A 12,720-nucleotide genomic window follows, 5' to 3' on the forward strand; every position below is an offset into this window, starting at 1 on the left:
CGGCTTCGTCTTCAAGCGCTTTGCAGACAGGCGAACCTCAGGGTTTCGCCCAACGCGGGTATGCGTGCGGCGTTAAACGCAGACCACGCCGATCGGCGTGCCTTTCTGGTCGTAGACGATGCGTGCGGTCTTGCCCGCCGGGCAGCTCTTGGGCAAGTTCTGGAACCCGCCGCCGCTGCTCGGCGCGGGCGCCGACCGCACATCGACGGCCGAAGCGGAAAACGACACGACGACCACGGCGGCCGCGGCGATCTGGAGAAGGAGTTTGTTCATTGGGGTTCGACTCGCGCTGGCGAACCGGATTCGCGCTGCGTTGACCGCCTGAAGTCCCGGTCCGTACGGCCTCAGGCGAGCGCTACCTTGCACGAGCCTTTCGCCCGCGACAAGCGTCGCAAATCGGATGAACGGCCCGATTCGGCTAACGTCGTCGCGAAAACGCACTCGGCCCGTGCCGTTTTGCACGGATGTCGCATGTCGCGCCCACGTTAACGACAGGATTGCCTCCCATTGCCTGGCGTATGGTCACAGGACGCAGTGCCGCCACCGTCGACCGTTCACGCATCGCTTGACCGCGCCGGTCAGCCGGCGTAGCGTCCCGCTCGCTTCGTTCGAAGCATTGCATTCGCAACCCGGCCGCCATCGGCCCTCGACCCCATGTCTCTCCGCCTCACTCGTGGCGAATACTGGCTGCTGACCCAGGCAGTCCGTTTCAAACTTCCCTTGTCCCTCATCGCCCTGCCCGAAGGCCCGCCTTGGGACGTCAATACGATCGACATGGCGCTCAATTGCCAAGGCCATGGCATGGGATTCGATGAATTGGCGCAAACCCTGCACGAACTCGCTGAGCGAGGCTGGATCGCGCTACAGCGCTGCCACGAAAAAACCGAGGCGCTGCCTGGGGATCTGGCGACGATCCGCGCCGAACTGGGCGAGCCCCGGACGAATTTCGGCGGCACTTACTATGGCCTCACCGCCGCGGGTGGCCACGCGTGGGAGCAATTCGCTCGACCGCAATGGCATTGGTTCATCGAGCACGAATACGACGATGTTTACGAAATCGACGCAAGCGGAATGCTTGGCCATCCCGAAGATCCGGAGCAATGGCGCTCGATGTATGTGATCACGACGCACCCCAGCATCCTCGATCAATACATGTGCGCGGTACGCACCGACTACGAGATCGCCGTCGGCTCCGAACAGTTCGATGCTCTCGACGATTGGCAGCCCGTCTATTGGAAATCCTCGACCGATGCCATGAGGTGCCGCTTTCGCTGTCGAGAAATGCCGCGCGGCGACGACCAATACAGGCCGCGTTCTATAGAAGCCTTTCCTGCCTGGTGTTACTGGCTGTAACTCGCGACCTTTGAGTCGGCGAACGGCCGACTGCGGCCTGAGCGCCCCAAGCAGTCAGTCGCTCTGGCCAGGTTGATGCTCGCCCGATCGGCTTGCATGCCGCGAAGGTTTCGACCGCAGTACTCGCTAGCAATGTGCAGCGTCTCGTTGCATGCCGCGCCGCAACACGGCCGCAGCCCCGCATCCGCGGCGCTGCGGCCGCGGGCTCAAGCATTACCGCTGCGGCAGGTCCAGTCGATGTTGTTGCTGGCCCGACAACTGAACGGAAAGTACGCCCGGGCCAGTTCGGACGGGCTTGAACACTTCCACGCGATCTTGCCGTCCGCGCCCTGCACCGGAACCGCGCTTTCGCCCGTGCGGCAGATCAACGGCGCTTGCGAGTTGCTGCGATCGGTACCGCCCTGGCCTTGGCCGCCATGTTGGCCGTCGCCTTCGGCGAATGCGCTGGCACTGGTCAGCGCGAACAAGGCGGCGATCACGATGCCGAATCTTTTTACGGGTCTCGTTCTTTTCATGGGTATCGCTCCTGGGATTGGAATGGTGCTGCGGTCTTGACCGTGAGCGCGCCCAGGGCCGTATTGAAGGACTCGGATTACACGACGGATTCGGATCAAGGCCGCGCCTAGCGGAATCCCGCCGGGACGATGCACATCGGCGGCGAACCGCCCCATCGCGCACGTCACCCGCGCCGACGCCTAGTACGTTAGTCACGTTGACCCATCGCCACCGTCGATTGCATGCTCCGGGAGCTTCGACTGTCGCGCGGGGGATGGTTGCGCGATTCCCCCGGCCGATGCAAATCGCGATTCGCCGTGCGCGCACAACGGCGGATCTTCACCGCGGGTTCGATCCCGCCCTTCTGCCGGAATCGCTCATGACCCGCTTATCTGTCGCTGTCTCGATCGCCCTCGCCGCCGCGACCGGCGCGTTCGCCGCGCCCGCCCTCGCCGCCGCCGTGCCGGCCGAACCGCTCGCGCTGCAATGCGGAAAACTGTTCGACGCGCGCAGCGGCAAGGTGCTCGGCGCGCGCACCGTGGTCGTGCGCGACGGCAAGATCGAGCAGGTGCTCGACGGCCGCGCCGATGCGCCGGGCGCGCGCAGCATCGATCTGTCGCAACACACCTGCACGCCGGGCTGGACCGATCTGCACGTGCATCTGGGTTCGCAGTCGAGTCCGCAGAGCTATTCCGAAGGCTTCCGCCTCGACGAAGTCGACTTCGCCTTTCGCGCGGTCGGTTACGCCAACAAGACCCTGCAGGCCGGTTTCACCAGCGTGCGCGATCTCGGCGGCGAGGTCAGTCCACATCTGCGCGATGCGATCAATCAAGGTCTCGTGGAAGGCCCGCGCATCTGGGCCGCCGGCAAGTCGATCGCCACCACCGGCGGCCACGCCGATCCCACCAACGGCTACAACGACGCGCTGTCGCATCTGATCGGCCCGCCCGGCCCGACCGACGGCGTGATCAATTCGATCGACGACGCCCGCCAGGCTGTGCGCCAGCGCTACAAGGAGGGCAGCGACGTGATCAAGATCACCGCCACCGGCGGCGTGCTGTCGTACGCCAAGTCCGGCGACGCGCCGCAGTTCACGGTGGAGGAAGTGAAAGCGATCGTGGATACGGCGCGCGATTACGGCTATCGCGTCGCCGCGCACGCGCACGGCGCCGAGGGCATGAAGCGCGCGGTGCTCGGTGGAGTCACCTCGATCGAACACGGCACCTACATGACCGACGAGGTCATGTCGCTGATGAAACAGAAAGGCACCTGGTACATCCCGACCGTCTACGCCGGCCGTTTCGTCGCCGACAAGGCCAAGATCGACGGTTATTTCCCCGACGTGGTGCGTCCCAAGGCCGCGCGGATCGGCGCGCTGATCCAGGACACCGCGGCCAAGGCGTACAAGAACGGGGTCAAGATCGGTTTCGGCACCGACATGGGCGTGGGCCCGCACGGCGATAACGCGCGCGAGTTCCTGTACATGGTCGAAGCCGGCATTCCGGCCGCGGTCGCCTTGCAGGCGGCGACGATCCGCGCCGCCGAAGTGCTTGGCGTCGACGACCAGGGCGTGATCGAAACCGGCAAGCGCGCCGACATCGTCGCGGTGCCGGGCAATCCGGTCGAGGACATCAACGCGGTGATGAAGGTCGAGTTCGTGATGAAGGACGGCAAGGTCTACAAGCAGACGTTCTGAGTCGGCGATTGCGAGGCCGGCGTGTCGGACCCGGTCTTTCAAAACTCTAGCGAACACATCCACACGCGCCGCGATCATTCGCGGCGCGCTCGCAACCGCGCCACGCTCATGGGTCGAGCCGCGAACGCCCGGTTTTGCCCGTGCATCGGTCACAGCCACGGATGCGATGCCGGTGCTATAAACGGGGCCTTGGGCTTGACCTGGCGCGGGATCGAATCGTTACGACGCGGCCGCGATAGCGACAAGCCAGCGCGATGCGCACACGCCGCCCGCGAGGCGGGAGCCGCTCGTCACCGCCAACGAAAAGGAGTTCGACACACGGCACTCCATGGCCATTCAACGCAGTCGTCGCGACATCCGACGCTTCGATCGCCTCCGCGGCGCGCCCGCGTCGCGACGGCCCCGGCACAAGAGGCCAGGTGCCGCACCTGGTTCCGCCACGACCGCATCGACAGGCGCCGGTGATGCGCGCGGCGCGGCGAACGAAGCGCCGCAAACGATCAGGGTAACGCCGATGTCGCAGCAAGGCAGGCCGCGGATGCAGTCTCCGCGGCAGGCGCCGATAACGATCTGCCTTGCTGCGGCATCGGTCCATGCCGGCCGCGCCACGCCGACACGATGCAACGCATCGCCACTGCCACCGCCGCAAGATCGCGGCTTTCCACCAACAAGGACGCACTCGCCATGAAGCATTCGATGCTGTTCGCGCTGATCGCCATCGCAGGACTGGGATTTTCCGTGGCACTGACCTCGCCGGTGCAGGCCAATGAAACCACCTGCATGGCCTGCTACTCGGACTACAAGCGTTGCGTAACCCGGGCCGAGACGCCGGAGCAAGAGGTCGCCTGCGACACGCGCTATCACGCATGCAGGCGCTCTTGCACGGCCAATTGACCCGCGTCATGAATCAAGCCTGATCGACGGGTGTCGATCGCGATCGATTCCGGCCATGCCGCGTTCACCGCCCCACGCTTGAAATCCCGTCGCGACCCCGCGATGTTCGCCCACCGCAAGGAATGCAATCGATGAAGATCTCCAGCCTCGTATTCACCGCCGCGCTCGCCGGCCTTAGCGGTTTCGCCCTGGCCACGATCGCCCCGGCCTATGCCGCGCTGCCGCCGCAATGCCTGGAATGCGCCGCCGAATACAGCGCCTGTCGCGCCGCGGCGCAGACGCCGGCGCAAGTGAGCCTATGCCAGCGCGAACGTCAGTGGTGCATGACCCGGTTCTGTCCCGGGCCGGAGTGAAGCGGCCGCGTCGATCCGAGATTTCCGCGATAAGGATTCGAACGCACGCCGGGCAATCCGGCGCGCGTCGGCTGACAGGCGATCGATACCACTCGGCCTGATACAGATCGCCCGCCGCGCGCGCGATGATCTGCCCGCGCTTACCGTTGTTTGTGTTCGCGCCACATCATCGCGACATAGGCCACGAGCCACGCACACAACGCCAAGCGCTGCGCAACCGGCCCGCTCATCAGGCCGAACTGGCCGTCCCTGAGCACGATCACCATCGCCGCGGCCGCCAGCCATGCGATCAGGGCGAGGCCGCGCTCGGCCGGACGCCGGACCGCATCCAGCCCCACCAGCAGCGCGCCGGCGACGAAGGCCAGCGCCCACAACAACCACATCGCCGCATGCAGGCGGCTGAACTGCGCGTCGAGATTGGCCGGATCGAGCACGAACGCGCCCTGCGCCGCCCAGGCCAGCGCCGACAGGCTCCACATCCACGCACCGATGCGGGTCGCGCGGCTGCGTTGATCGAGGCGTTCGCGCAAGCGCCAGCCGACCCAGGCCATCGCCAGCCCCGGCAGCGCGAAGCCGAGCAGATTGAAGGCTGCGGCGTGGTCGATGCCGCGTGCACCGAGCAGGCCCGGCGGATGCAGGCGCTGCGAATAGCCGTCCAGGGCCGCGCCGAATCCGTACAGCGATGCAAGGCAGCACAGCCCGGCGGCCACGGCGATCCAGCGCGCGGCGCGCGTGGGCGACGACGATGGATCTGCGGACGATGAGCCCGATGCCGATGCAGGCGAGGCCGACGCAGACGATCTGGATGCAGGCGGTGTCGATGAGCGATTCATCGCGCCATGCTAGCGTGCGCTGCCGCGCGGCGCGCTCGCCTGCCCACTCTCGCCTGCACACCCTGGCCTGCACTGGCTTGCCTGCGCCCCGCACCGTCCCCACCTCGGGGAGCAACCCCCGCGTACGAACCATGAGCCCGCCGATGACCGCACCCGCCAAGCCCCACGTATTCGACGCCACCACCGAGCGATTCCAGGAAGAGGTGCTGCAGAAATCCCTGCAGGTGCCGGTCCTGATCGACTTCTGGGCCGAGTGGTGCCAGCCGTGCAAGACGCTCGGCCCGATCCTGGAAAAACTCGCCGCCGACTACAACGGCGCGTTCGAACTGGCCAAGGTCGACGTCGAGGCCGAACAGCAGCTCGGCGCGGCGTTCCAGATCCGCTCGATCCCGACTGTGTTCCTGGTCAAGGACGGGCAGCTGGTCGACGGCTTCGCCGAAGCGCTGCCGGAAAGCGCGGTGCGCGAATTCCTCAAGCATCACGGCATCGAACCGGCCGCGCCCGCGGTCGAGGAAGAAGCGCCGGTCGAAGCGCCGCCGGTCGACCTGCATGCCGAGGTCGTGCGCCTGCGTCACGAGGTCGCCGAACACCCCGACAAGTCCGAACTCAAGCTCGACCTGGCCCTGGCCCTGCTCGCCACCGGCGCGGCCACCGAGTCCGAGCAGTTGCTCGACGCCCTGCCCGCCAACCTGGCCACCGACGACCGCACCCTGCGCGCCCGCTCGCGCCTGAACTTCCTCGCCGTGACCCGCGACGCGCCTCCGGTCGAGACCCTGGAAGCGACCATCGCCGCCCAGCCCGACGACCTGCAGGCGCGCTACCTGCTCGGCGCGCGCCAGATCGCCGCCGGCCGCGACGAAGCCGGCCTGGAGCAGTTCATCGAACTGCTGCGGCGCGACCGCGCTTACCAGGACGGCCTGCCGCGCAAGGCGCTGATCGACGCGTTCCGGGTGGTCGCCGACGAAGACCTGATCGGCCGCTACCGCCGCAAGATGGCGTCGCTGCTGTTCTGAGTCGGGTCTGCTTAGCCGGCTTGCTCCGGGCCGGCTTGTCTGAGCCGGCCCGTTTTGAATGGGCTTGCTCGATCCGGCTTGCTCTGAGCCGGACGGCTTGAGACGCAAGGCGCCGAGGCCGCCTGAACCGGCCGCCCCGGCACTCGCGACTTGACTATACGCATCCGTATGGCAGGCTAGACCCGCCCTAGCCACTGCCCTGCCCATGAAAGCCAACACCCTGCGACTCGGCCTGAACCTGTGGCCGCCGTTCCTGTTTTCCGGCGTCCGGGTCGTCCGCATCGCCGACGACTACCGCCATGCCCGGGTCGAGTTGCGGATGCGGCCGTGGAACCGCAACTACGTCGGCACCCACTTCGGCGGCAGCCTGTTCTCGATGACCGACCCGTTCTGGATGCTGCTGGCGATGAATGCGCTGGGCCGCGATTACATCGTCTGGGACCGCGCCGGCGCGATCGAATTCGTCAAACCCGGCCGCGGCACGGTGCATGCGCAATTCGATCTCGACGACACGGTGCTGGAGGAATTGCGCGCGGCCACCGCCGGCGGCGACAAATACCTGCGCTGGTTCGACACCGACGTGATCGACGCCTCCGGCGAGGTCGTGGCGAAGGTGCGCAAGCAGTTGTACGTACGGCGCAAACGCGACCGCGTCGCGCAATGAGACCTCGGTCGCCATTCGTTGCACGCCTTTCGCGTATGGCGGCCGACGCGAAACCGCAACTCCGACCGCGCCGCTACTTGTAAGTAAAGGCACAGAAAAGACACACTAAGCCTCACGCGGGCACTGCGGCAGCGTATGCTGTGCAGTCGCGACACGGGGCCGCGAATGTCGACTTTCACACCACAAAACGATGCCAATAGCGTTCCGATGCCGGAAATTCCGGGCTATCGGTTGCGCGAGATCATCAACCACGGCGGCTTGTCCACGGTCTACCTGGGCGAGCAGATCGCGCTTGGGCGCGAAGTGGCGATCAAGATCATGCTGCCGCACGCCCTGGCCGACGAGGTCAGCCGGCGCCGCTTCGAGAACGAAGTGCGCACGATCGCGCGGCTGGAACATCCGCACGTGGTCGGCATCCACGAAGTCGGCCGCACCCGCGACGGCCTGCCCTACTACGCCATGCCGTTCCTGCCGCGCGGCCATCTGGGCAAGCGCATCGAGCAAGGCTTCGCGCGCGGCGAAACCGACGTCATCGCGATCGTCGAACCGCTGCTGTCGGCGTTGGAGTACGCGCATGCGCGCGGCGTCGTGCATCGCGACGTCAAGGCCGAGAACGTATTGTTCGACATCACCGAGCGGCCGCTGCTGGCCGATTTCGGGATCGCCCTGCGCCGCGGCTTCGGCGCGCGCATGACCGCGACCGGTCTGGCCGTGGGCAGCACCGCCTACATGGCGCCCGAGCAGGCGCGCGGCGAGGAAGTCGATGGCCGCGCCGACCTCTACAGCCTCGGCGTGCTGTGCTGGGAAATGCTGACCGGCCGGCTGCCGTTCGAAGCGCCCGACGCGCTGTCGATGGCGGTGATGCACGCGCAGAACCCGATTCCGAAACTGCCGCCGCCGCTCAAGCACTGGCAGCGTTTCATGAACCGCGCGCTGGCCAAGCAGCCCGATCAGCGTTTCGACGACGCCGCCGAAATGGCCGTTGCGCTGGCCGAAATCAAACACCGCGGGCAGATGAGCGGCTTCGGCCGCATGGCCAGCCGGCTGCGTCCGCTCAAGCGCTGGGCCACGCCGGCCTGGGCCGGGTTGGCGGTGCTGGCGATCGCGGTGGTGACCATCGCCTTCGCCTTGAACCGGGTCGAGCAGGACGGTTTCTTCCGGGTCGCGCCGGACGCCACCAACAAGACCGCCGTGGCCAGCGCCAGCGAAGATCCGACCCAGGCGATGATGGCGCCGCTGCCGCAGGCGCCGCTGCAGGATTCGCTGCAGGCCGCGCGCGGCTACATCGCGCAAGGCCGGCTGGCGTCGCCGGCCGACGCCAACGCTTACAACAGCCTGCTCACCGCCTGGCATCTGGACAGCACCAATCCGGAAGTCGCGGTGGTGGTCGACGAACTGACCCAGGCGTTCTCCGAGGAAATGGCCCGCGATCTGCGCGAAGGCCGCGACCAGCGCGCCCGCGAGCATCTGGTCAACGCCACCGCCCTGGGCCAGCAGACCGGCACCGCCGATTCGCCGGCGCAGCGCGGCCTGCGCGAGAAAGCCGCGCTGGCGCTGCAGACCCGGCTCGAACAGGCCGCGCGCCGCGGCGATGGCGCCGATGCCGGCAAGGTCATCGCCCTGGCCGAGGAATTCGGTTTGCCGCGCGCAGTGTCGACCCGACTGGTCGCGCAGGCGCGCGGCATCGCCGGCGACACGCCAGTCGCGCGCGGGGTCGCCACCAGCGCGGTCGCGCCGGCCGCCAGCGTCGCGGTCAGCTTCAATCCGCGTCCGGTCAGCCGCGGCGAATACGCGCGTTTCGTCAGCGCCCATCAACGCGCGCCGGCGCTGTGCCGCGAACGCGTGTCGCTGCTGCGGGTGATCGCGCCGAAGGACTGGCGCGCGCCGGGCTTCGACCAGACCGAGGCCGAACCGGTGGTGTGCGTGTCGATCGCCGACGCCGAGGCCTATGCGCAGTGGTACAGCCAGCAGACCGGCCGCCGCTATCGCCTGCCGACCGCCGACGAAGCCCAGCGCATGCCGGGCAGCAGCGGCCGCGCCTTGTCGATGTGGTCGGCCGATTGCGGTCGCAACTGTCAGCAGCGTCAGGTCGGCGGTGGCTCGTGGCGCAGCGGTACCGCGCAGCGTCCGTTGAGCGCGGGGCGTGGGTATGACGATGTGGGGTTCCGGTTGGTGCGTGAGCGCTGAGGCTGCTTTTGGTCTTGGTGTCGCCGCGCAAGAGCGAATCCCCCGCGCCGCGATAGTGATCTGACTTCGTGCCTGCGCAAGGCGCTCGCCCCCTTTTGCAAAGTGGGCGATGGGTTGACGCGCCTGATCGCAGGCGTATAGCACCAAATCATGCGCAATCATTCGCGCGTTAACAGCACCGCACCCACCGAAGCCACGAAAACCATCGCCCACTTTGCAAAAGGGGGCGAGCGCCCGACGCCGCGCCCCGGAGCCCCGAATCGATCGGCGCGGGGGATTCGCTTCTAGCCCGCGCAACGACGTGTAACCACCTAAGTCCCGCCGCGCCTCCACCGCGCCATCCCACCAACCCACGCACCACCTCCCTACCACCATCGCCAAACCAGGCACCGCCCCGACCCCACGCAACCACCGCCCTCCCCTACAATCCGCGCCATGCGCCCGCCCAATCTGCAACGCCTGTTCCTCACCGGCCTGTTGACCCTGCTGCCGATCTGGCTGACCTGGGTCGTGGTCAAGTTCGTCTTCGTCCTGCTGTCCGACACCAGTCGTCCGCTGATCGGCCCGCTGCTCGAGAACCTGGCGACCACCTCGCCGCAGGCGCTGGGCTGGTTGAACGATCAGTGGGTGCAGACCGCGATCGCCCTGATCGCCACCGTGGGCGTGATCCTGCTGTCGGGCGCGATGGCGCGCCGGGTCGTCGGCCAGACCGTGCTGCGCTGGTTCGAGGCGATGATCAAGCGCATCCCGCTGGCCAGCACCATCTACGGCAGCGCGCGTCAGCTGCTCGACATCCTGCAGACCAAGCCCGACGGCACCCAGCGCGTGGTGCTGGTGGATTTCCCGCACAACCAGATGAAGTCGATCGGCTTCGTCACCAAGGTCATGCGCGAGCAAGGCACCGGCCGCGAACTCGCCGCGGTGTACGTGCCGACCACGCCCAACCCGACCTCGGGTTATCTGGAAATCGTGCCGGTGGAACTGATCACCCCGACCGACTGGACCGTCGACCAGGCGATGAGCTTCATCATCTCCGGCGGCGCGGTCTCGCCGTCGACCATTCCCTTCTCCGCGCCCGCAGCGGGCGCCACTCCCGATCCGGAGCGCACTCCATGACCTTAGTTCTGTCCTGTCTGGCCCGCACCGTCGCCGCGACCGCGTTGTTGTGCGGCGTTGCCTTGTTCGCCGACACGGCCCAGGCCGCGGCCGCGCCGCTGACGCCGCATCCGGTCAAGCTCGACGACGGCCGCAGCTTCTCGCTCAACCTGCCGGCGAACCTCGACATCGTGCCGGTGGTGCAAGGGCTCAAGCGCGTGCGCTTCTTCGCCCGCAGCCCGGACGGCCGCATATTCGTCACCGACATGCAGAACCTGAGCGACAACAAGCTCGGCCGCGTGTACGCGCTCGACGGCTGGGACGAAAAGACCGAGCGCTACACCAAGGTCTCGGTGTACCTGGACAAGCAGCGCAACCCCAACAGCGTCGCCTTCCACACCGACGCCGCCGGCCAGTCGTGGCTGTATCTGGCCAACACCGACAAGCTGCTGCGTTATCGCTACCGCAACGGCGACCTCAAGCCTTCGTCCGAACCCGAAGTGCTGGCGAGCTTTCCCGACTACGGCTTGAGCTACAAATACGGCGGCTGGCACCTGACCCGCACCTTGGCCTTCGGCAACGGCAAGCTGTACGTCTCGGTCGGCAGCAGCTGCAACGCCTGCGTGGAAAAAGAAGACGTGCGCGCGGCGATCCTGCAGATGAATCCCGACGGCAGCCAGCGCCGCATCTACGCGCGCGGCCTGCGCAACGCGGTCGGCCTGCTGTACCGCGACGGCAAGTTGTACGCGACCAACCAGGGCTCCGATCATCTGGGCGACCAGAAGCCCGACGAAACCATGTTCGTGGTCAATGACGGCGCCGATTACGGCTGGCCGTATTGCTACTACAACAACGGCAAGGTCGCGGCCGATCCGAAATTCCCGCGCAAGAGCGGCTGCGCGAGCGCGCCGAAGACCTTCTCGTATTTCCCGTCGCACGCTTCCGCGCTGGGCCTGGCTTGGTTTCCGTCCAGCGACAAAGGCCAGTTGAGCGACGAATTCGTGGTCGCGCTGCACGGCGCCAGCAAGCTCGCGCTCAACCACGGCTACCGCCTCGTGCGGGTCAAGGCCGACGGCCGCAGCGGCGGCGATCTGATCACCGGTTTCCTCGCCGACGGCAAGGTACTGGGTCGTCCCTGCGACGTGCTGCACACCGGTCGCGACAGCTTCCTGTTCACCGACGACAAGAGCGGCGTGATCTACCGGGTGAGGCCCAAGCGGTGAGCGCGGGCGAGTCGAGCATTCCGTTCGCCGGCGGTGAAGGCACGCGCACCTTGCAGGATCGCTCGCTGCGCTTGTTCATCGTGTTGTCGGCGTTTTTCTGCGTCAACGCGGCGCTGGCCGAGTTCATCGGGGTCAAGATCTTCGCGCTGGAAGACACCCTCGGCATCGCCCCGCTGCAATGGAATCTGTTCGGCCAGACCGGCTCGTTGAACTTCACCGCCGGCACCTTGCTGTGGCCGGTGGTGTTCCTGATGACCGACGTCATCAACGAGTTCTTCGGCCGCCGCGGCGTGCGTCTGATCTCGTGGCTGGCGGCGATCCTGATCGCCTACGGCTTCGTGTTCGCGTTCGCGGCGATCGCGCTGGCGCCGGCCGGCTGGTGGGTCAAGGCCGCGCAGGCGCAGGGCGTGCCCGACTATCAGGCCGCGTTCGCGGCGATCTTCGGCCAGGGCATGTGGAGCATCGGCGGTTCGCTGGTCGCCTTCATGCTGGGCCAGTTGATCGACGTGGCGGTGTTCCACCGCATCCGCAGCGCCACCGGCGACAAACACATCTGGTTGCGCGCGACCGGTTCGACCGCGGTGTCGCAACTGGTCGACAGCTTCGTGGTGCTGTACATCGCCTTCGTGCTCGGCCCGCAGCATTGGCCGATCCCGCAGTTCCTGGCGATCAGCACGGTCAACTACGGCTACAAGATGCTGGCGGCGTTCGCGATGATCCCGTTGATTTATCTGCTGCGGGTCTGGATTCACGGCTATCTGGGGCATGCGCGGGCCAATCAGCTGCGCGATGAGGCGGCGGCGGATTGAGTGGCAGGATTGAGTCGCTGCTGTTGACGGTCTTCAAGAGCGTCCTCGCAATTAACCACGCGACGTTCCAGCGAGAACGTAATCCACCCAGGCCGTCATCCCCGC

13 protein-coding genes are annotated in these 12,720 nt (G+C 66.9%); 10 read left to right on the forward strand and 3 right to left on the reverse strand.

Annotated features, from left to right (window positions below; genetic code table 11):
* Positions 1–72: 72 nt before the first annotated feature.
* Positions 73–273: a hypothetical protein gene (locus tag ASD86_RS07800; RefSeq protein WP_056109014.1), complete on the reverse strand. Its 201-nt coding sequence runs from the start codon at positions 271–273 to the stop codon at positions 73–75.
* Between the two features lie 381 nt (positions 274–654).
* On the opposite strand from ASD86_RS07800, the gene ASD86_RS07805 reads away from it, so the two are divergent.
* On the forward strand, positions 655–1,353 hold the full coding sequence (locus ASD86_RS07805) for a hypothetical protein (protein WP_056109017.1): 699 nt from the start codon (positions 655–657) through the stop codon (positions 1,351–1,353).
* A gap of 206 nt (positions 1,354–1,559) precedes the next feature.
* Here the strand turns inward: ASD86_RS07805 and ASD86_RS07810 are convergent, their stop codons facing one another.
* On the reverse strand, positions 1,560–1,868 hold the full coding sequence (locus ASD86_RS07810; RefSeq protein WP_157476308.1) for a hypothetical protein: 309 nt from the start codon (positions 1,866–1,868) through the stop codon (positions 1,560–1,562).
* A gap of 359 nt (positions 1,869–2,227) precedes the next feature.
* Here ASD86_RS07810 and ASD86_RS07815 point away from each other — a divergent pair, with 359 nt between their 5' ends.
* The 3 genes from ASD86_RS07815 (at position 2,228) to ASD86_RS07825 (ending at position 4,791) form a co-directional block, all read left to right on the forward strand.
* Positions 2,228–3,544 (forward strand): amidohydrolase family protein, encoded by a 1,317-nt coding sequence (locus ASD86_RS07815; RefSeq protein ID WP_056109245.1) that lies wholly within the window; start codon positions 2,228–2,230, stop codon positions 3,542–3,544.
* 618 nt (positions 3,545–4,162) lie between these two features.
* Complete coding sequence (locus tag ASD86_RS07820) at positions 4,163–4,438, forward strand: hypothetical protein (RefSeq protein ID WP_157476310.1); 276 nt, start codon at positions 4,163–4,165, stop codon at positions 4,436–4,438.
* Between the two features lie 131 nt (positions 4,439–4,569).
* Positions 4,570–4,791: a hypothetical protein gene (locus ASD86_RS07825; protein WP_056109026.1), complete on the forward strand. Its 222-nt coding sequence runs from the start codon at positions 4,570–4,572 to the stop codon at positions 4,789–4,791.
* A gap of 140 nt (positions 4,792–4,931) precedes the next feature.
* Here ASD86_RS07825 and ASD86_RS07830 read toward each other — a convergent pair whose 3' ends face one another.
* A complete protein-coding gene (locus ASD86_RS07830; RefSeq protein ID WP_056109028.1) occupies positions 4,932–5,501 on the reverse strand; it encodes a DUF998 domain-containing protein in 570 nt (189 codons plus the stop codon).
* A 266-nt stretch (positions 5,502–5,767) separates the two neighbouring features.
* Here ASD86_RS07830 and trxA point away from each other — a divergent pair, with 266 nt between their 5' ends.
* From trxA to ASD86_RS07860, 6 genes are all read left to right on the forward strand, one after another.
* On the forward strand, positions 5,768–6,637 hold the full coding sequence (trxA, locus tag ASD86_RS07835; RefSeq protein ID WP_056109247.1) for a thioredoxin: 870 nt from the start codon (positions 5,768–5,770) through the stop codon (positions 6,635–6,637).
* Between the two features lie 205 nt (positions 6,638–6,842).
* Entirely contained in the window at positions 6,843–7,301 is a 459-nt protein-coding gene (locus tag ASD86_RS07840) for a DUF4442 domain-containing protein (protein WP_056109031.1), read from the forward strand.
* 207 nt (positions 7,302–7,508) lie between these two features.
* Positions 7,509–9,488: a bifunctional serine/threonine-protein kinase/formylglycine-generating enzyme family protein gene (locus tag ASD86_RS07845; RefSeq protein WP_056109033.1), complete on the forward strand. Its 1,980-nt coding sequence runs from the start codon at positions 7,509–7,511 to the stop codon at positions 9,486–9,488.
* A gap of 435 nt (positions 9,489–9,923) precedes the next feature.
* The gene (locus tag ASD86_RS07850) at positions 9,924–10,604 is read left to right on the forward strand and encodes a DUF502 domain-containing protein (protein ID WP_056109034.1); all 681 of its coding nucleotides are present in this window, start codon (positions 9,924–9,926) and stop codon (positions 10,602–10,604) included.
* Positions 10,601–11,806 (forward strand): PQQ-dependent sugar dehydrogenase, encoded by a 1,206-nt coding sequence (locus tag ASD86_RS07855; protein WP_056109036.1) that lies wholly within the window; start codon positions 10,601–10,603, stop codon positions 11,804–11,806. Before ASD86_RS07850 ends, ASD86_RS07855 begins: the two co-directional genes overlap by 4 nt.
* Complete coding sequence (locus ASD86_RS07860) at positions 11,803–12,615, forward strand: queuosine precursor transporter (protein WP_235567693.1); 813 nt, start codon at positions 11,803–11,805, stop codon at positions 12,613–12,615. The genes ASD86_RS07855 and ASD86_RS07860 overlap by 4 nt, the downstream gene beginning before the upstream one ends.
* Positions 12,616–12,720 lie beyond the last annotated feature (105 nt).

This window comes from Lysobacter sp. Root690, from assembly GCF_001427785.1.
GTDB lineage: Bacteria > Pseudomonadota > Gammaproteobacteria > Xanthomonadales > Xanthomonadaceae > Lysobacter.

What these genes read in the sequence shown, in the direction of transcription:
- ASD86_RS07800 (WP_056109014.1), bottom strand. Translation starts at nt 273, where the DNA reads ATGAACAAACTCCTTCTCCAGATCGCCGCGGCCGCCGTGGTCGTCGTG.
- ASD86_RS07805 (WP_056109017.1), top strand. Translation starts at nt 655, where the DNA reads ATGTCTCTCCGCCTCACTCGTGGCGAATACTGGCTGCTGACCCAGGCA.
- ASD86_RS07810 (WP_157476308.1), bottom strand. Translation starts at nt 1,868, where the DNA reads ATGAAAAGAACGAGACCCGTAAAAAGATTCGGCATCGTGATCGCCGCC.
- ASD86_RS07815 (WP_056109245.1), top strand. Translation starts at nt 2,228, where the DNA reads ATGACCCGCTTATCTGTCGCTGTCTCGATCGCCCTCGCCGCCGCGACC.
- ASD86_RS07820 (WP_157476310.1), top strand. Translation starts at nt 4,163, where the DNA reads ATGCAACGCATCGCCACTGCCACCGCCGCAAGATCGCGGCTTTCCACC.
- ASD86_RS07825 (WP_056109026.1), top strand. Translation starts at nt 4,570, where the DNA reads ATGAAGATCTCCAGCCTCGTATTCACCGCCGCGCTCGCCGGCCTTAGC.
- trxA (WP_056109247.1), top strand. Translation starts at nt 5,768, where the DNA reads ATGACCGCACCCGCCAAGCCCCACGTATTCGACGCCACCACCGAGCGA.
- ASD86_RS07840 (WP_056109031.1), top strand. Translation starts at nt 6,843, where the DNA reads ATGAAAGCCAACACCCTGCGACTCGGCCTGAACCTGTGGCCGCCGTTC.
- ASD86_RS07845 (WP_056109033.1), top strand. Translation starts at nt 7,509, where the DNA reads ATGCCGGAAATTCCGGGCTATCGGTTGCGCGAGATCATCAACCACGGC.
- ASD86_RS07850 (WP_056109034.1), top strand. Translation starts at nt 9,924, where the DNA reads ATGCGCCCGCCCAATCTGCAACGCCTGTTCCTCACCGGCCTGTTGACC.
- ASD86_RS07855 (WP_056109036.1), top strand. Translation starts at nt 10,601, where the DNA reads ATGACCTTAGTTCTGTCCTGTCTGGCCCGCACCGTCGCCGCGACCGCG.